Source organism: Pseudomonas sp. B20 (assembly GCF_020515755.1).
Lineage (GTDB): Bacteria > Pseudomonadota > Gammaproteobacteria > Pseudomonadales > Pseudomonadaceae > Aquipseudomonas > Aquipseudomonas syringae.
The window spans coordinates 112,005-130,198 of sequence record NZ_JAHPJG010000001.1 but is presented as its reverse complement, the minus strand read 5'-3'; the positions used below and the strand labels follow the sequence as shown (position 1 = coordinate 130,198).

Genomic DNA, 18,194 nt, shown 5'->3' with positions numbered 1-18,194 from the left:
GCTAGCATCAGTTTTCGTTTTCAGGCGCGTCCTTCCGACAATGTCATCCCGTCCCGCTTCGCCAAGGAATGCAGCGCTGCCCACGCCATTGGACACGCGTATTGAAATCGAGACGCCAGAAGGCATCGATATGCTTCTGCGCCCTGCCGGGCTGGTTTCCCGCGCATTGGCGTTCGGCATCGACTTCGCCATTCGCGCAGCCCTCCTCGGCGTGTTCTTCGTGCTTCTGCAGTTGTTCGACAAGCTCGGCATGGGTCTGGCCGCCCTGGTGTTTTTTCTGGTGAACTGGTGGTACATGGTGCTGTTCGAAGTGCTCAACCAGGGACGCACACCGGGAAAGCGCCTGCTCGGGCTGCGAGTGGTGCACGACGACGGCACGCCCATAGACTGGTCTTCGTCGCTGATCCGCAACCTGCTGCGCTTCGTCGACATGCTCCCGCTGGGCTACGGGCTGGGGGCGATCACTTGTCTGAACCATCCGCTATTCAAACGGCTGGGTGATCTCGCCGCCGGAACGCTGGTGATTTACAGCGACCGGCCGGTGGCGCGCCCTACCCTGCCGCAGGCCGAACCGGTCATGGTGCCCTTTGCTCTGCGTCTGGATGAACAGCGGGCGGTGCTCGGCCTGGCGGAGCGGCAGGGTGAACTGTCCAGCGCGCGAACCCAGGAACTAGCGGCCATCCTCGCCGAACCCTTGCGTATCCCCGCCGACACGGCGGTCGCTCATGTAAACGGCATCGCCCGCAACCTGCTGGGGCCGACATGAAGCAGAGCCTGTTTGAAACCCGCCATCAGCAGGAGTGGCAACGCTTCGAGCAGCGCCTGACGGCCCTTGAACAGGGCAAGGCCGATGTCAGCGGCGGCGCGACCTTTCCCGGCGATTATCGACGCCTCTGCCACCATCTGGCGCTGGCGCAGGAGCGCGGCTACAGCAGCCATCTGGTCGACCCCTTGCATCAGTTGGCCATGCGCGGTCATCAGCAACTTTACCGCCACCGCAGCACTGCCGGAGTGCGACTACTGAGCTTCGTTCTGGCAGACTTTCCGCGACGCGTGCGGGCCGAGTGGCGCTTTGTACTGGTTGCCAGCCTGCTGCTGTTCGGCAGCCTGATCGGCATGGCGCTGCTGGTGTATGGTTTTCCACAACTGATCTACAGCGTCGTCAGCCCCGAACAACTGGCAGACATGCAGAGTATGTATGACCCGTCGGCCAGCCGGGTCGGTCAGCCCGTCGAACGCGGTTCCGATACGGACTGGATGATGTTCGGCTACTACATCATGAACAATATCGGTATCGCCTTCCAAACCTATGCAAGCGGCCTGCTGTTCGGGCTGGGCAGTCTGTTTTTCCTGCTCTTCAACGGATTGATGACCGGCGCAATCGCCGGGCACCTGACAGACATCGGTTACGGGCAGACCTTCTGGCCCTTCGTCATCGGTCACGGTGCCTTCGAGCTGACAGCCATCGCCCTCGCCGGGGCGGCGGGCCTCAAGTTGGGCTGGGCCTTGCTGGCTCCGGGAAGGCTGACGCGCAGTGCCGCACTGCGCATCGCCGCGCGAGCCAGCATGGAGCTGGTCGGCGGGGTTATCCTGTTTCTGCTGATCGCAGCCTTCATCGAGGCGTACTGGTCATCGATGACCTGGCCCGGACCGCTTCTCAAGTACCTGACAGGTGCCGTCCTGTGGCTGCTGGTGGCCGCGTATCTGACTCTGGCGGGACGTACACCTCATGCGCCTGACTGAGTCGACTGTTGCCATACGCCCTCGCTCGCCGTGGGAAGCCATCGACCTGGGCGTGCTGCTCGCCGGGCGGCACCGCGGTGTTTTGATGAGCAGTTGGGCAATCGTCACCCTGCCCTTTTTCTGCGTCCTCAGTGCGTTGCTCTGGGATTACCCCACGGCCGCCATTCTGCTGTTCTGGTGGCTCAAACCTGCGTTCGAACGGTTGCCGCTGCTGATCCTTTCGCAGTCACTGTTCGGGGCCACGCCGACACTGCGACAGGCCCTCAAGGCCTGGCCGGCGACCCTGAAGGAGCAACTGCTGCCCAGCCTCGTTTGGCGACGTCTTTCGCTGAGTCGCAGTTTCCAACTGCCAGTACAGCAACTGGAGCATCTGGCAGGCACCGAGCGCGCCCTGCGCATCAGCCTGCTCAGCCAGAAAGACCTGCGTGCCGCACAGCTGCTCACCATCGTTGGCGCACACCTGGAATACGCACTGTGGATAGGCCTGCTGGTCCTGCTCTACGCCCTGATACCGCAGCAGATCCAGATCGACTGGCACTGGATGAGTCTGCTCGACGTCGAAAACCAATGGCTGTGGATCGACCACCTGACCAACCTCTTCTATGCCCTGGCGTTGATACTTTGGGAGCCCGTGTATGTCGCCTGCGGCTTCACGCTGTACCTGAACCGCCGCACGGTTCTTGAAGCCTGGGACATAGAACTGATCTTCCGACGCCTGCGTCAGCGCCTGATCGGTACGGCCTATGCCGTGTTGATGGGCGTCGGGCTGGTACTTTCGGCAGCGCCAGCACCGGTCTGGGCCGATCAGCCAAGCTACAGCTGCCCGCTGCCGGAGTCCGCCCCTGCGCAATCCACTCCGTCCGTGGCGACGCCCGACACACCGCGCCTGACCCGCCAGTCCCTGACCAGCGAAGCGGCGCGCAGCCAGATCCACAACGTTCTGCAACAGCCGCCCTTCCGCAACCCCAGGACTGAAACTGGCTGGCGCTTTCCTGAAAAACAGAAAGGCCAGTTTGCGGCGCGGGACACGCGTGATCAGAGCTGGCTGATGACCTGGCTCAACCGGCTTCTGCACGCAGCGAGCGCCCTGGCCAGCCTGATTGAAGTACTGCTGTGGGGCGTGGTCATCGGGCTTGTGGGGCTGGTGATCTTTCGTTACAGGGACTGGTTCAGGACCTTCGTTGGCCGGAAGACCGACAAGGCCAAAACCACCCGCCCGACACCCGAGCAGCTCTTTGGTCTGCAAGTGAATGCTCAAAGCCTGCCTGACGATGTTGCCGGCCGGGCCGAGCAGCTCTGGAACAGCCAGCCCCGCGAAGCGCTGGGTCTGCTGTACCGCGCCTTGCTCAGCCGCTTGCTGAGCGACTATCGATTGCCCTTGAAAAATGCTGATACCGAAAGTCAGGTACTCGAACGTATCGCCGCGCTCAACCAGCCGCTGCTGAGTGAATTCAGCCGCGCGCTGACCGCACACTGGCAAAACCTCGCCTACGGGCATCGCCTGCCACCGGCGCATGCCCGGCAGGAACTCTGCGATGGCTGGCGTCGCCTGTTCAACCAGGCAGCGCAGCCATGAGCCGCCGTACCGGACTGCTGATCGGGCTGCTGGTCCTGTTGCTGCTGGCAGGTGGCGCGCTGTTTCTGAGCACTCAGCTCGAGCGCTACGAGAAAACGGTCGATCAGGGCCCCTCGCCAGAGGCGAAGGCCAATCCCTGGCTGGCGGCCGAACATTTTCTGCGTGGCCTCTCTGTCACAGTGAATACCGTCGATACGCTGGCCCAGCTCCCCGACCCGAGTCAGAGCACCCAGACCCTGCTGCTGCTCGATGACCGGGAAGACATGACGCCGACGCAAACCCAAAAACTGCTGGACTGGGCCGAAGCAGGCGGGCACCTGCTGTTTGTCGCCGAACAACTGTGGGACGAACAAAAAGGCCGCAGCGGCGATCTGCTGCTGGACAGCCTGCAGATTCATCAGTACCTCACCAAAGACATCAATGCCAAGGAACAGCAACTGACCGACGCTCAGCCGCCACTGCCCATCCCGCTGATGACGCCGGCCCCCAAACACAAGAAAATGCCCTGGCCAGAGCTGACCCGCCTGTACCTGGAAAACGAGAGCGCCCCGGCCTACATGAGTTTCGATCCGGCGTTTCACCTCGAAGACCCGGAAGATCACGCTCAATCCTGGGCCAACAGCGCCGATGCCACGCACCTGCTGCAGATAAGCCGGGGCACTGGGCTGATCACGGTTATCACGGACGCCAACCTGTGGAAAACCCGCTCGATCGGCCACTATGACAATGCCTGGCTGCTCTGGTATCTGACGCAGGACAGCCAGGTGACCCTGGTGCTGGAAACCGAACACGACAACCTGCTGAGCCTGTTGCTGCGCAACTACCCTCAGGCGCTGCTGACGCTGGCACTGCTGATCGGCCTGGGTCTGTGGCACATCGGTCTGCGCGAGGGCCCGTTGCGCAGGCCCGCACCACTTGCACGCCGCCAACTGACCGAGCACCTGCGCGCCAGTGCCGAGTTCCTGCGCAAACACACCGGGCAGCAGACGCTGATCAAACGCCTGCAACAGGACATCCTGCGTCGCGCCCGCCGGTTGCATCCCGGTTTCGAGCGGCTGGTCGTTGCCGAACAATGGCAAGTGCTTGCACGCCTGACCCGTCAGCCCACCAGCGCCATCAGCGACGCGCTGCGCCCTCGCCCGCCGCAACGCCTGTCACACAGCGAATTCACCCGCCAGGTAGCCCACCTGCAAACTCTCAGGAATGCCCTATGAGCGATCAAACACCCGCCCCATCAGGCAGCAGCACCGAGTCACTTGCCGAGCCCGCAGCCGAATCCACCACCCAGTTGCAGCAGCGGCAGCGCGCCAGCCAGTTGGCTCAGGCGTTGCGCAATGAGCTGCAAAAGGCCGTGATTGGACAAAATGCGGTTATCGACGATGTGCTGACCGCGCTGATTGGTGGCGGGCATGTGTTGCTGGAAGGTGTTCCGGGACTTGGCAAGACGCTGCTGGTTCGGGCGCTGGCCAGTTGCATCGGCTGCGAATTCGCGCGCATCCAGTTTACGCCGGACCTGATGCCCAGCGATGTCACCGGTCATGCGGTGTACGACCTGCAGACCGAGCAGTTCAAGCTGCGCAAGGGGCCGCTGTTCACCAACCTGTTGCTGGCCGACGAAATCAACAGGGCACCGGCCAAGACCCAGGCGGCTTTGCTCGAAGCGATGCAGGAGCGGCAAGTCACCCTTGAAGGGCGCGCCCTGCCGATCCCGCAGCCGTTCATGGTGCTGGCGACCCAGAACCCCATCGAACAGGAAGGCACGTATCCACTGCCTGAAGCTGAACTGGATCGCTTCATGCTCAAACTGCGCATGGATTATCCCGAAGCGCAGGAAGAGCTGAACATGGTGCGTCAGGTCACCCGCTCGTCCCGGGCTGACATGCTGGATGTGCGACCGCTCAGGGTCATCATGCAGGCTCGCGAGGTTCAGGCGCTGCAACGCATTGCCAGCGAGCTGCCTATTGATGAGCAGGTGCTGGACTACGCCGTGCGACTGGCACGCAGCACGCGCACCTGGCCAGGTCTGAGTCAGGGCGCAGGTCCTCGCGCTTCGATTGCGCTGGTGCGTGGCGGGCGGGCCCGAGCCGTGTTGCGTGGCGGCGAGTTCGTGACCCCGGACGATATCAAGGGCTGTGCACTGGCGGTGCTGCGACACCGGGTCAGGTTGTCGCCCGAGCTGGACATCGAAGGGCTGTCGGTGGATCAGGTGCTCAGGCAGATCCTCGACCAGGTCTCGGCACCGCGCCTGTGAAACAGGTCCTCAAGCCGTCGATAACGCTGCTGCGCTGGCTCGGTGGACTGATGGGCGTGGCCTTGCTGCTCGGAACGTTTCATGCGCTGGGCATCGAGTATCCGGCAAAAATCGACGACCTTTACTGGGGGGCATTGCTGGCCCTCGTCGTCGTGAGCGTGCTTGATGCAATCTGGCTGCTCAGAAGCCCCTCGCCACGCGTGCAGCGCGAGCTGGCGGGCAGTCTGACGCTGGATCGCTGGAACGAAGCCCGACTCGACGTGCAGCACGACGGTGGCAGACCCGTGACCGTGCGGCTATTCGATCATGTGCCGCACGGGCTGGAACACGAAAACCTGCCTCAGTCCCTCACCCTGGCCGCACGCGGTAAAAGCAGCATCGGCTATCGCCTGCGCCCGTCAAGCCGGGGTCACTTTACGTTTGAGCAGTGCGAAATCAGCCTGCCGGGGCCGTTGCGCCTGTGGACGACACGACGCTACCTGGCAGTGCCCGGCACCACGCGGGTCTATCCGGATTTCGCCCGCCTCTGCGGCGGTCAATTGATGGCGGTGGATAACTGGCTGAGCCAACTGGGCGTGCGCCAGTTGCAACGCCGTGGGCTGGGCATGGAATTCAACCAGTTGCGTGAGTTTCGCGAGGGCGACAGCCTGCGCCAGATCGACTGGAAAGCCACCGCCCGCCAGCGAGCGCCCATTGCACGGGAATATCAGGACGAGCGGGATCAGCAAATCGTTTTCATGCTCGATTGCGGACGTCGGATGCGCAGTCAGGACGGCGACCTGTCTCACTTCGATCACGCCCTCAACGCTTGTCTGCTACTGAGTTATGTCGCGCTGCGTCAGGGTGATTCTGTCGGTATTGCGACTTTTGCCGGCGAGCAGGATCGTTATCTGGCGCCGGTGAAGGGCCCCGGGCAGCTGAATCGGGTGCTCAACTCGGTTTATGACCTGCAGACCACCCGGCGCCCCGCTGACTACAGCGCCGCCGTGCGCCAGCTGATGGTTCGTCATAAAAGACGCTCACTGGTGGTGTTGATGACCAACTTGCGCGATGAAGACGATGAAGAACTGCTAGCCGCTGCCAGGCAGCTCGGCAAACAGCATCGGGTACTGATCGCCAGTCTGCGCGAAGAAGTCCTCGACGGCCTGCGCCACTCACCGGTACACACCTACGATGAAGCGCTGAGTTACTGCGGGACGATCGACTTCCTCAACGCCCGCGCTTCGCTGCACGATCGTTTGAGTGCGCAAGGCATCGTGATCATGGATGCGCGGCCAGGAGAACTGGGGCCACAGTTGGTCAACCGTTACATGAGCTGGAAAAAGGCAGGGACTTTATGAACAACGCCCTGCCCGTCAGGCAGCAACATCAGGCAGAGGCTTCGTAGGAAGGGTAAAAACAGAAGTACCGTCGCAACAACTGCACGAACTCCAGATACTCCGTCGAGACCTGACACAATTCAAAACCAGAGTCATAGCTGCCGGGTGTCTCGTCTTCGTGACACCAGAGGCACTTGGCGCTCACATCGATCGGCTGTCCGACATTGCCATTCGGCAGTTTCAGGCACAGATCGAATCTCGCGCCCACAAGCACCGGCAGGCTGCTGATAAGCATCAGCCCATCACCGGACACATTCCCCAGACACCCCACCAGCTTGCCGGTATGACAATTGAAAACCTGCAGATAATCCTGCAGTTGATGACGTTCGATTTTTCGCTCTTTATACATGGCAGACTGCCTTCCGAGACCGATGCTGCGACCACGCGGCACCGTGTGTTCGTTGCGGACTTCTAATGCACTGCACGACAGCGGCTATCCAGGAAACAGTCTCGACCCGGAGCCCTGCAGCTCGTTCGCTTTGTGACCTCAGCCTAGCTCACAATTATTCGAAATCCACCCGAACACAGCACCTTCCATTCAAACGAGGGTAATTATTTCGATACAGGAGCGTTTCGAACCGGTACAGGTATGGGTCTGGCAGGTTGAGTCCTGGGGTAAAGACCTGTTTGTGCCAGCGTGTCGAGTCTGGCGCGTGCACGGAAGGCGTATTCACTTTCTGGATACTGCGCCATCAGGAATTGATAGGTCTGTGCCGCATCGACATACAATTTCTGCCGTTCCAGGCACTGGCCGCGCAACATCGACACTTCCGGCTGGACATAACGGCGCGAGCGGCTCTGGCGTTCGACCTTGGAGAGATCGAGCATCACCCGATCACAGTCGCCCTCCTGATAGGCACGGTAGGCGTGATCAAGGTTGGAATTCATCGCCCAGCGGGTGCAACCGCTGAGCGCAGTCAGTAATACAACAATCGTTACAATACGCATGGGACTCTCCTGTTCTCTGCCCTGTATCGGCTTCACGGCCTGTTTCTTCAGGCCAATAGAGCGCCGGTTGTCAGCCGATTGCCCTCCCTGACCCTGACACGGTAGTGCAAAGGAACAATGACTAAAGACCCAGACAGGAGTAGCCTCTCGCTGCGCTTCAATTAAGGAGTTTGTGCATGACCGTTCGCCGCACCAAAATCGTCGCCACACTTGGCCCTGCCAGCAATTCGCCGGAAGTCATCGAACAACTGATCCTTTCGGGTCTGGACGTTGCTCGTCTGAACTTCTCCCACGGTACTCCGGACGAGCACAAGGCTCGCGCCAGGCTGATCCGCGAAATCGCCGCCAGACACGGGCGCTTCGTCGCTCTGCTGGGCGACCTGCAGGGTCCGAAGATCCGTATCGCAAAGTTCACCGACAAGCGAATAGAGCTGAAGGTCGGTGACAAGTTCACCTTCTCCACCGCTCATCCGCTGACCAGTGGCAACCAGCAGATCGTGGGTATCGACTACCCGGATCTGGTCAAGGATTGCGGCGTAGGCGACGAGTTGCTGCTCGACGATGGCCGCGTGGTCATGCGCGTCGACACCCAGACCGCTAACGAACTGCACTGCACTGTGTTGATCGGTGGTCCGCTGTCCGACCACAAAGGCATCAACCGTCGTGGTGGTGGCCTGACGGCGCCGGCACTGACCGAAAAAGACAAGCAGGACATCAAGCTCGCTGCCGAGATGGACCTGGACTACCTGGCCGTTTCCTTCCCGCGCGACGCCGCCGACATGGAATACGCTCGCCAGCTGCGCGACGAATCCGGTGGTACGGCCTGGCTGGTGGCCAAGATCGAACGCGCCGAAGCCGTTGCCAACGACGAAGTGCTGGATGAACTGATCCGCGCCAGTGACGCGGTCATGGTCGCTCGTGGTGACCTGGGCGTCGAAATCGGTGATGCCGAACTGGTCGGCGTACAGAAACGCATCATCCTGCACGCTCGTCGCCACAACAAGGCGGTGATCGTTGCCACGCAGATGATGGAGTCGATGATCTCCAGCCCCATGCCGACGCGTGCCGAAGTGTCCGACGTGGCCAACGCCGTGCTCGACTACACCGACGCCGTGATGCTGTCGGCTGAAAGTGCTGCAGGCTCCTACCCGATCGAAGCGGTTCAGGCCATGGCCCGTATCTGCATCGGTGCTGAAAAGCACCCGACCGGCAAGACTTCCAGCCACCGTATCGGTCACTCGTTCACCCGTTGCGATGAAAGCATCGCGCTGGCGGCCATGTACACCGCCAACCACTTCCCGGGTGTGAAGGCGATCATCGCACTGACCGAAAGCGGCTATACCCCGCTGATCATGTCGCGCATCCGCTCTTCGGTGCCGATCTACGCGTTCTCTCCGCACCGTGGTACTCAGGCGCGTGCAGCGATGTTCCGTGGTGTCTACACCGTGCCATTCGACCCGGCAGCCCTGCCGCCAGGTCAGGTCAGCCAGGCCGCAGTCGACGAACTGCTCAAGCGTGGTCTGGTCGAGCAAGGTGACTGGGTCATCCTCACCAAGGGCGACAGTTACCACACCATTGGCGGCACCAACGGCATGAAGATTCTGCACGTCGGCGACCCATTGGTCTGATCGCAGCACACGGCAAGCCAAGGCCCCGTCTCGCAAGAGTCGGGGCCTTTTTGCGTTGGGTCAGCCCTGCGAATCATGTGATTATCGTGCCGAAGAACGAGAGCTTTAACTAACGTGCCTTTTATTCGCGCGACACAAACACATCCGCCAGCAACTGATTACGCGGCAGCCCCGCCAGATAAAGGCGCTTGGCAAACATCTCCACGCTGTCGCCACTGCCGCACACCAGCGCCATCGCGTGCCGCGACAACAGGCGCAGTTCAGCCAGGGTTGCCTGTAGCGTCTGCGGGGTAACCAGCTCAACATGCAGTTGGGGATGACGTTCAGCCAGGGCGTGCAGTTCATCGGCCAGATAGTGCTCCTGGCTATCGCGGGCCAGATGAATCACGCGTATGGCGCCCTGATGGTCCTGGCGCAAAGCCTCGCGCAGTACGCCCCACAAGGGCCCGAGCCCGGTGCCGGCGGCCAGCAGCAACAAGGGTTTTTCCTGCCAGTCGGGGTCGTAACGCAGCGCCCCGCCACGCAACTCGCCAAGCCTCAGGGCGTCACCGACCTGCAACTGGCGGGCAACGTCACGGAAGGCCCCGGGCTGCAGGCAGTCGATGTGAAACTCCAGAAACACATCCTCACCGGGAAGGCTCGCCAGCGAGTAAGGCCGCGCAACACCGCTGTCAGTCCACAACACCTGGTGCTGCCCGGCGCTGTAGCGCAGCGGTCGCGCTGGCTCCAGACGCAAACGCAGCACCGATACAGAGAGCCAGTCGCAGCCTGCCACCGTGGCAGGCAGGCCATCACGCTGCGGGTCAAACACCTCGACAGCCAGATCCCCCGTCACTCGGCACTGACAGGCAAGCCGCCAACCCTGCTGGCGCTTTTCGGCAGGCAGCGCGTCGGGCAAAGCGTCTTCAGGCTCGCCCTTTACGACGCGCACCAGACACGCGTGGCAACTGCCGGCACGACAGCTGTAAGGGACCGGAATACCGGCATGGTTCAGGGCGTCAAGCAGATTGCTGGCCGATGCCACCGACCAGCTAAGCTCACCCACATGCAATTGAGGCATCAAAACGGCCTGTGCAGAAAATAACGGCGATTGTACAGACTGGCCTGTCGGGCGGGTTATACTGCCGCGCCTTTTTGCGCCCGCTATCGCCACCCTGACAGCTCTGGTTCAAGCCGCAGTTCCAGACTGCCGCCGATAGCGTAATTGAATGTTCCCGTCCTTACAGAGGAGCGCGCCGCATGACCGTGATCAAGCAAGACGACCTGATTCAGAGCGTTGCAGACGCACTGCAGTTCATTTCCTATTACCACCCCGTAGACTTCATCCAGGCCATGCACGAGGCGTATCTGCGTGAAGAGTCGCCTGCCGCTCGTGACTCCATCGCCCAGATCCTGATCAACTCGCGCATGTGCGCGACCGGTCATCGCCCGATCTGCCAGGACACCGGCATCGTCACGGTTTTCGTGCGCGTGGGGATGGATGTTCGCTGGGACGGCGCCACCATGGGCCTGGACGACATGATCAACGAAGGCGTGCGCCGCGCGTACAACCTGCCGGAAAACGTGCTGCGTGCCTCGATCCTTGCCGATCCGGCAGGCGCTCGCAAAAACACCAAGGACAACACCCCGGCCGTCATTCACTACTCCATCGTCCCGGGTAACACCGTGGAAGTGGACGTCGCGGCAAAAGGCGGCGGTTCGGAAAACAAATCGAAGATGGCGATGCTCAACCCTTCCGACTCGATCGTCGACTGGGTTCTGAAAACCGTTCCGACCATGGGCGCAGGCTGGTGCCCGCCAGGCATGCTCGGCATAGGTATCGGCGGCACCGCAGAAAAAGCCGCGGTCATGGCCAAGGAAGTGTTGATGGAGTCCATCGACATTCATGAACTGAAGGCCCGCGGCCCGCAGAACCGTATCGAAGAGATGCGTCTGGAGCTGTTCGAGAAGGTCAACCAACTGGGCATTGGCGCTCAGGGGCTGGGCGGCCTGACCACCGTGCTCGACGTCAAGATCATGGATTACCCGACCCACGCCGCGTCGCTGCCGGTGTGCATGATCCCCAACTGCGCCGCCACCCGCCACGCACATTTCGTGCTCGACGGCAGCGGCCCTGCTTCGCTGGAGGCTCCATCGCTGGACGCCTACCCGGAAATCGTCTGGGAAGCCGGCCCATCGGCCCGCCGCGTCAACCTCGATACGCTGACCCCGGAAGAAGTACAAAGCTGGAAACCGGGCGAAACCGTTTTGCTCAATGGCAAGATGCTCACCGGCCGCGACGCGGCGCACAAGCGCATGGTCGAAATGCTCAACAGGGGCGAAACCCTGCCGGTGGACCTCAAGGGTCGCTTCATCTACTACGTCGGCCCGGTTGATCCGGTACGCGAAGAAGTCGTCGGCCCGGCCGGCCCGACCACGGCCACGCGAATGGACAAGTTTACCCGGCAGATCCTCGATCAGACCGGTTTGCTGGGCATGATCGGCAAGTCCGAACGCGGCCCGACCGCGATCGAAGCGATCCGTGACCACAAGGCCGTATACCTGATGGCCGTTGGTGGTGCTGCCTATCTGGTGGCTCAGGCGATCAAGAAATCCCGCGTCGTGGCGTTCGCCGAGCTGGGCATGGAAGCGATCTACGAGTTCGAGGTCAAGGACATGCCGGTGACCGTTGCCGTCGACAGCACCGGTGAATCCGTTCACATCACCGGCCCGCAGATCTGGCAGAAGAAGATCAGCGACAGTCTGGCGGTGGAAGTGCAGTAAACACCGGATAAAACCCGTCTCATTGAGGCGGGTTTTATCGGTTATGGTCAGCGCCAGGTTTGCGCCGCGCCGCTCCGTATATAGGCGTTCAACGGCATTTTCCTCATCATTTGTTCGTCAGCTGTAAAAGGGGCGTCGTCAAAAACGTAAGCTCTAAAATGATCCAGTAAGTCTCCGTACTCTTGATCAGATCGGCCTATTACGTCTGTAAACAGACCAGGGCCTACGATGTTTGACAATACTCGCACCCTTGCGTCTGCATCATCGTTCCAAATTAAATTAAAGCCGATCCCCGACAGCCCCATGGGATCTGGATAGAGCCCGCTGTTTAAAGCACTGTTATACCGTTTGACACCTTCGTCCATCATATCGTGTAATACGCCAGCACCGGCATGAGCGGCAAAAGAGCTATTATTAACCATGAAACTGTCAACCGAATATTCAGATTCCCAAGGCACATGAACCGGGTTCAGTGTTAGAACTTCGTTCTGCTCAGCAAGCAGTGATTGATCTCCCAACGGCGTCATATCCTCGGTATCTGCGCCGGCATAAACATCATCAACGTCTGAATAAATTCCGCCCAATTCATGAACGGTATGCATACGTAAAACGTCTACCGCGAATGCGTAATTCTGATTGTTTTTTCGGAAATCTTCATAAGCTACGTAAAGCGGCTGCTCCTTGAAGCGCTGGAAAAAATCGGACCCAGCGAGCGGGACGACTTCCGATTTCAAATCTTTTTCGATTTCAGAGTAACTATCCGGCCTGCTCGTTTCCAGATGCAACATTACTTTATAGCCCGAGGCCATTTCAACGGTTCTGTTGATATTGCTAACCTGAGCTCTCAAGGCCTTCTTGTTTTCACCTATCCAGATCTGGTGAATAGTTTTTGGAACAGGTTCAGGTTGCTGGCCCTTCGCATCAACGTAAACAAGCGGATTATTTCTGACCATCCTGTACAGATTCAACCCATCCACATCCCCTGCCGGGTCCGGATTGATCCACCGCTGCAACCACGGCGCGTAATACCTGAACCCGTAATAATAAAGCCCGCTGGCGTCACGCTCTTTACCCGAATAACGCACGGTCTTGTACTTGGCCTCCACTGCACTACGCGCCGCCCACCAGGCCGTGCCGCCAAAGGGGTAATAACTTTCCTGACTGATCAGACCGCCTTGCTGATCAAGCTCCAGCGTGCTTGAGCCCAGATGATCACCCAGGCTGTAACGCACCTGATCGTTCGTAATGGAATCTGGTTTCCCAGCTTCCCAATGCAACACCCGCACGCTGTTGCGACCCGCCTGAGCCGTAACGACGTGGAGAGTTTCTCCATCGGCCGTGGTACGAATTTCCAGCCCCGGCAGGTAGCGCACCTCGTTGGTCAGTGTGCGACCTGATGCCTGCGCGGTACTGATCTTGCGGCAGCGTTGACCCTGGCCGTCATAGACATAGCGTTCGTCATCGTTCGGTTCGTCTTCACGTTGCACAGTGGTGATGTGCTGCAACTGATTACGCACATCCCAGCTCATGGTCTGCCCACGCACGAGTTGCAACAGGTTGCCGTTGGCGTCGAAACTTGTGGCGAAATCAACTTCTCCTTCATCGTCGGGCAGGCTGCGATTGCTGTCGGCATCAACGTGCATGTTGCGGGTGAAGTTGTGCGCGCCTTCGTGGCGCATTTGCAGCAGATTACCCGCAGCGTCGTAGCTGTAACGCTGTGTGTAGTTGCTGACCTGACACGGATCATCCGTCGGCAGAGATTGCAGGCCCGGCAACGCGGGACCATGGCTGGCACCGTTTCTGACTTCACGGCCGCTGGCTTCGATCAGTTGATACAGCGTGTCGTACCCGAAGCGACTGATCGGTTCTATAAGCTGGTTGTCGCAATAGCGGTCTGGTTGGGACGCATCGTTGACCACCAGAACATTACCAACCGGGTCATAGCTGTAAATCAGCTTTTGTAATAGCGCGCCATCTGCCGCCATCGCGTTGAGTGCAGCGAGCCGACTGTCCTGCGGATCATATTGGAAATGACTGACAACACCATTGCCCGCCGTTTCCTGTTCGACCTGGTCAAGCGCGTTGTAACGTATTTCACTGACCAGCGTCTGCGACTGTGCGGCACCGGCCAATGTCAGTTCAGCAGCTTTCAACTGCCCAGCAACGGTCATGCCAAAGGCCTGCGTGTTGCCCATGGCATCGGTCTGCACGAGCACTTCGCCCAGCGCATTGAAACCCCAGCGGGTTTGCAGCCCGACAGGCTCAAGCAACGCATCGCGCTCTGCTTCGGGCAGCGGCCAGTCCGGACTTTCAGGCGCTTGCAAAAAATGCCGTTCCTCACCCAGCGCAGCGCCAAGCAGGCCGTAATCATGCAGCAAACGCGAGCCTGCCGTATCGTCATGGCGAATCAGTTGATTGCACTGGTTATGCTCAGCGGCGTCGGGACCACCATAGGCCAGGCGTTCGACGACAAGCCCTTGCTCTGTCACAGAGACCGGGCGCAGCGAACTGTCGTATTCCATCAAGCGCTGAGTGCCTCGCCCGTCCCGGCTTTCAAGCAACTGCCCGGCCTCGCCCATCAGGTTCAGTCGCCAACCCGAGTCGACGCTTTCGCTCAGCAAGGCCGCTCCGGACAGACTGAACCTGACCAGCCGATTTGCCGGGGTCTGCGCTTCGGTTTCCGAGCGACTGAACAGACGCGGATCACGACCGACAACCGGACGCCCTGCCCAGTCATAGCGCTGATGGGTCACCCGCGCGGCAAGAGGCTGCCCGGCCACAGTTCGACAGAACTGCACGCTACGCACGGCCAGCGCACGCGGGTCAATGACCGCCAGTATTGGCGTATTGCTGTGCACAATCGAACTCATGACCTTCATCCATGAAAGTTTGATATGACCTTATTCCCGGCTATGGGCGTGCCGCTATAAAAACTGTCAGCCTTGCCCACTGCCGGCATTATACCAATGCACCCCAGCTTCTCAGACGGCCTTTCACAGCCGACTCCGCAAGCATGAAACTTAACATTGCCAAGCTGTCTGCATTGTTCATCAATAGATTGGTTCGTACTCCGGGATCGCTCAAACGCTCGACTTTCAGGTCCTGCATGCTCTTGACCTTGAAAAGTTCCATGGCTCTCTCGGTACCTAGCACATTCTTTTGCATCATGCGCTCGACGCTTCGAAACATGTGCGGATTTTTTTGACCATAAGAATATTCCATCGCCGACTGAAGCCCGCCCTCAAGGTGCGTCAGGTAGCGCTCCTCACTTATAGCGGCTTCCTTTTCATCCCGTAAGCCGGGAGTCAGGTACCCGAAATCAAGAATTTCGTTGTCGCGGACGATGTGGGACACTTCATGCCCCAGTGTGATTGATGTGCCCGCCACATGATGCTTTAAAAAGTCTTCTACTATGAATATGCGTTTATGCTGATCTTCGAGGTCAATAAATGCATCCGTCCCTGGATAGCTTTTCATCACAGCAATCTGATTGTACTGCTCCCCTCCTTCATCATATTCTTTCAGCATGGCCGCCGTCGCAGTGTATGTTTCAACCACCTCGCCAAGCCTCTCCTTGACGCTGTCCCCCAACACATAACTCACCAGCATTTCAGGCATGTCCGCCAACCCCGGAGCGGCGAGAATTGTTGAGCTTTCATCAAAGGCAAGGTGAGCGAGCTTAAAAGCCTTGTCCATATAATTACTTTCAGTGTCTGGAAGCCTTGATATTTCGCTTCTACCACGTGCAAGAATGCGGGTATCAAGTAACACTTCACGCTCGACACTGTCTCGCCGTCCACGATAGTCGCCGGCGAGCCCAGAGGGGTCCACGCTAACTGCCGGATTATTCCGAACCATTGCATAAAAATTCAACCCATCCACATCCCCCGCCGGGTCCGGATTGATCCACCGCTGCAACCACGGCGCGTAATACCTGAAGCCGTAATAATAAAGCCCGCTGGCGTCACGCTCTTTACCCGAATAACGCACGGTCTTGTACTTGGCCTCCACTGCACTACGCGCCGCCCACCAGGCCGTGCCGCCGAACGGATAATAACTTTCCTGGCTGATCAGGCCACCTTGCTGATCCAGCTCCAGCGTGCTCGAGCCCAGATGATCACCCAGGCTGTAACGCACCTGATCGTTCTCAATAGCGCCCGGCTTTCCAGCGTCCCAGTGCAACACCCGCACACTGTTACGACCCGCCTGAGCGGTAACAACGTGGAGAATTTCGCCATCGGCTGTGGTCCGGATTTCCAGCCCCGGCAGGTAGCGCACTTCGTTGATCAGCGTGCGGCCTGACGCCTGAGCAGTACTTATCTTGCGACAACGTTGACCCTGGCCGTCATAGACATAGCGTTCGTCATCGTTCGACCCGTCTTCACGTTGCACAGTGGTGATGTGCTGCAACTGATTACGCACATCCCAGCCCATAACCTGCCCGCGAACCAGTTGCAGCAGATTGCCGTTGGCATCAAAACTCGTAGCGAAATCCACTTCTCCTTCATCGTCGGGCAGGCTGCGATTGCTGTCGGGATCAACGTGCATGTTGCGGGTGAAGTTGTGCGCGCCTTCGTGGCGCATTTGCAGCAGATTGCCCGCTGCGTCGTAGCTGTAATTCTGTTTGTAGTTGCTGACCTGGCATGGATCAAGCGCTGGCAGAGGTTGCAGCCCGGGCAACGCGGGACCATGGCTGGCCCCATTTCTGACCTCCCGACCCGTGGCTTCGATCAACTGATACAACGTGTCGTAACGGTAACGGCTGATCGGTTCGATAAGCTGGTTGTCGCAATATCGGTCTGGTTGCGAGGCATCGTTGACGAGCAGGATATTGCCCACCCGGTCATGACTGTACTTCAGTTTTTGCAGCACTGAACCGTCAGCAGATAGCGCCCTGAGTTCAGTCAGACGACCGTCCTGTTGATCATATAAATAGCGACTGACCACGCCATTTCCTGCCGTCTCCTGCTCGACCTGATTGAACGCGTCGTAGTGAATGGCACTGACCAGCGTTTGGGGCTGTGTCGTATTGGCCTGGGTCAGTTCAACAGCGTGCAGTTGCCCAGCCACACCATGACTGAAACGATGGACATTACCGTTGGCGTCAGTCTGCGCCAGGTCCTCGCCCTGCGCGTTGAAAGCCCAGCGCGTCTGCAGGCCGACGGGCTCGAGCAGTGCATCACGATCAGGCTCGGCAAGTGGCCAGTCCGGGCTGTCGGGCGACTGCAGAAAGTACCTTTTTTCGCTCAACGCGCTACCCGACAGTCCATAGTCCAGCAGCAAGCGCGAGCCTGCCGTATCGTCATGGCGAATCAGTTGATTGCACTGGTTATGCTCAGCAGTGGCAGGCCCGCCATAAGTGAAGCGCTCGGTCATTCGGCCTGATTCGTTGATCGCCAAAGGGCGCAACAGCCTGTCGTATTCGATATGGCGCGGGTTGTCACGTCCGTCACAGCTGTCGACTAACTGCCCGGCTTCGCCGTTCAGGCTCACCCGCCAACCTGAATCGACACTTTTCGATAACAGCAAAGCCCCGGACAAGCTGACGATTTGCATAAGGTTCACAGGCGCGCAGACACCATCTTTCGAACGACAGGAAAAACGTGGATCGCGACTGGCGATCAGTCGCCCGGCCTTGTCGAAATAGTGCTGCGTCACCCTGGCTTCAACAGGCTGACCATCAGCGCCACGATAGAACTGCACACTGCGTACCGGCAGGCCTCGTGAATCGCTGACCGCCAATTGCGGCGTGTTGGTGTGCATGATCGAGTTCATCCTTGAAACCTCTATCCGCCGTTAGTGACGCCCTTCAACCATAACAGCAGACAAACGGACGCACGCTGTTTGGTCAAGAACCAATAGGCATAACCTTTGGGCAGTCAATCGCCAATGAATATACCTCCAGC

At 59.4% G+C, this 18,194-nt stretch carries 13 protein-coding genes; 8 read left to right on the top strand and 5 right to left on the bottom strand.

The annotated features are described in order from the left end of the window. Window positions 1-40: 40 nt before the first annotated feature. From LIX91_RS00560 to LIX91_RS00535, 6 genes are read left to right on the top strand one after another with little or no spacing between them, the layout of a single operon-like run. Window positions 41-766, top strand: a complete 726-nt coding sequence (locus LIX91_RS00560; RefSeq protein ID WP_032699556.1) for an RDD family protein — start codon at window positions 41-43, stop codon at window positions 764-766. After that, window positions 763-1,743 (top strand): stage II sporulation protein M, encoded by a 981-nt coding sequence (locus tag LIX91_RS00555; RefSeq protein ID WP_226487820.1) that lies wholly within the window; start codon window positions 763-765, stop codon window positions 1,741-1,743. Before LIX91_RS00560 ends, LIX91_RS00555 begins: the two co-directional genes overlap by 4 nt. Continuing rightward, window positions 1,730-3,319 carry a DUF4129 domain-containing protein gene (locus tag LIX91_RS00550; RefSeq protein ID WP_226487819.1) on the top strand — a complete coding sequence of 530 codons (1,590 nt, stop codon included), beginning with the start codon at window positions 1,730-1,732 and terminating at the stop codon, window positions 3,317-3,319. Before LIX91_RS00555 ends, LIX91_RS00550 begins: the two co-directional genes overlap by 14 nt. After that, window positions 3,316-4,533, top strand: coding sequence for a DUF4350 domain-containing protein (locus LIX91_RS00545; RefSeq protein ID WP_226487818.1), 1,218 nt, complete (start codon window positions 3,316-3,318; stop codon window positions 4,531-4,533). The genes LIX91_RS00550 and LIX91_RS00545 overlap by 4 nt, the downstream gene beginning before the upstream one ends. After that, window positions 4,530-5,570 carry an AAA family ATPase gene (locus LIX91_RS00540; RefSeq protein ID WP_016568864.1) on the top strand — a complete coding sequence of 347 codons (1,041 nt, stop codon included), beginning with the start codon at window positions 4,530-4,532 and terminating at the stop codon, window positions 5,568-5,570. Before LIX91_RS00545 ends, LIX91_RS00540 begins: the two co-directional genes overlap by 4 nt. Beyond that, on the top strand, window positions 5,567-6,910 hold the full coding sequence (locus LIX91_RS00535; protein ID WP_226487817.1) for a DUF58 domain-containing protein: 1,344 nt from the start codon (window positions 5,567-5,569) through the stop codon (window positions 6,908-6,910). The genes LIX91_RS00540 and LIX91_RS00535 overlap by 4 nt, the downstream gene beginning before the upstream one ends. 28 nt (window positions 6,911-6,938) lie before the next feature. Here the strand turns inward: LIX91_RS00535 and LIX91_RS00530 are convergent, their stop codons facing one another. Beyond that, window positions 6,939-7,298, bottom strand: a complete 360-nt coding sequence (locus LIX91_RS00530; RefSeq protein WP_003418677.1) for a PilZ domain-containing protein — start codon at window positions 7,296-7,298, stop codon at window positions 6,939-6,941. Window positions 7,299-7,501: 203 nt separating this feature from the next. Continuing rightward, the gene (locus LIX91_RS00525; protein WP_003418679.1) at window positions 7,502-7,897 is read right to left on the bottom strand and encodes a tetratricopeptide repeat protein; all 396 of its coding nucleotides are present in this window, start codon (window positions 7,895-7,897) and stop codon (window positions 7,502-7,504) included. 176 nt (window positions 7,898-8,073) lie between these two features. On the opposite strand from LIX91_RS00525, the gene pyk reads away from it, so the two are divergent. Beyond that, the gene (gene pyk / locus LIX91_RS00520; RefSeq protein ID WP_003345368.1) at window positions 8,074-9,525 is read left to right on the top strand and encodes a pyruvate kinase; all 1,452 of its coding nucleotides are present in this window, start codon (window positions 8,074-8,076) and stop codon (window positions 9,523-9,525) included. A 121-nt stretch (window positions 9,526-9,646) separates the two neighbouring features. Here the strand turns inward: pyk and LIX91_RS00515 are convergent, their stop codons facing one another. Continuing rightward, window positions 9,647-10,585: an iron-sulfur-binding ferredoxin reductase gene (locus LIX91_RS00515; RefSeq protein ID WP_226487816.1), complete on the bottom strand. Its 939-nt coding sequence runs from the start codon at window positions 10,583-10,585 to the stop codon at window positions 9,647-9,649. 179 nt (window positions 10,586-10,764) lie between these two features. On the opposite strand from LIX91_RS00515, the gene LIX91_RS00510 reads away from it, so the two are divergent. Continuing rightward, a complete protein-coding gene (locus tag LIX91_RS00510; RefSeq protein ID WP_003418683.1) occupies window positions 10,765-12,288 on the top strand; it encodes a fumarate hydratase in 1,524 nt (507 codons plus the stop codon). Window positions 12,289-12,335: 47 nt separating this feature from the next. Here LIX91_RS00510 and LIX91_RS00505 read toward each other — a convergent pair whose 3' ends face one another. Next, entirely contained in the window at window positions 12,336-15,158 is a 2,823-nt protein-coding gene (locus tag LIX91_RS00505) for an RHS repeat-associated core domain-containing protein (protein WP_226487815.1), read from the bottom strand. 88 nt (window positions 15,159-15,246) lie between these two features. Next, a complete protein-coding gene (locus LIX91_RS00500; RefSeq protein ID WP_226487814.1) occupies window positions 15,247-18,063 on the bottom strand; it encodes an RHS repeat-associated core domain-containing protein in 2,817 nt (938 codons plus the stop codon). Between the last annotated feature and the right edge of the window lie 131 nt (window positions 18,064-18,194).

What these genes read in the sequence shown, in the direction of transcription:
- LIX91_RS00560 (WP_032699556.1), top strand. Translation starts at nt 41, where the DNA reads ATGTCATCCCGTCCCGCTTCGCCAAGGAATGCAGCGCTGCCCACGCCA.
- LIX91_RS00555 (WP_226487820.1), top strand. Translation starts at nt 763, where the DNA reads ATGAAGCAGAGCCTGTTTGAAACCCGCCATCAGCAGGAGTGGCAACGC.
- LIX91_RS00550 (WP_226487819.1), top strand. Translation starts at nt 1,730, where the DNA reads ATGCGCCTGACTGAGTCGACTGTTGCCATACGCCCTCGCTCGCCGTGG.
- LIX91_RS00545 (WP_226487818.1), top strand. Translation starts at nt 3,316, where the DNA reads ATGAGCCGCCGTACCGGACTGCTGATCGGGCTGCTGGTCCTGTTGCTG.
- LIX91_RS00540 (WP_016568864.1), top strand. Translation starts at nt 4,530, where the DNA reads ATGAGCGATCAAACACCCGCCCCATCAGGCAGCAGCACCGAGTCACTT.
- LIX91_RS00530 (WP_003418677.1), bottom strand. Translation starts at nt 7,298, where the DNA reads ATGTATAAAGAGCGAAAAATCGAACGTCATCAACTGCAGGATTATCTG.
- LIX91_RS00525 (WP_003418679.1), bottom strand. Translation starts at nt 7,897, where the DNA reads ATGCGTATTGTAACGATTGTTGTATTACTGACTGCGCTCAGCGGTTGC.
- pyk (WP_003345368.1), top strand. Translation starts at nt 8,074, where the DNA reads ATGACCGTTCGCCGCACCAAAATCGTCGCCACACTTGGCCCTGCCAGC.
- LIX91_RS00515 (WP_226487816.1), bottom strand. Translation starts at nt 10,585, where the DNA reads ATGCCTCAATTGCATGTGGGTGAGCTTAGCTGGTCGGTGGCATCGGCC.
- LIX91_RS00510 (WP_003418683.1), top strand. Translation starts at nt 10,765, where the DNA reads ATGACCGTGATCAAGCAAGACGACCTGATTCAGAGCGTTGCAGACGCA.
- LIX91_RS00505 (WP_226487815.1), bottom strand. Translation starts at nt 15,158, where the DNA reads ATGAGTTCGATTGTGCACAGCAATACGCCAATACTGGCGGTCATTGAC.
- LIX91_RS00500 (WP_226487814.1), bottom strand. Translation starts at nt 18,063, where the DNA reads ATGAACTCGATCATGCACACCAACACGCCGCAATTGGCGGTCAGCGAT.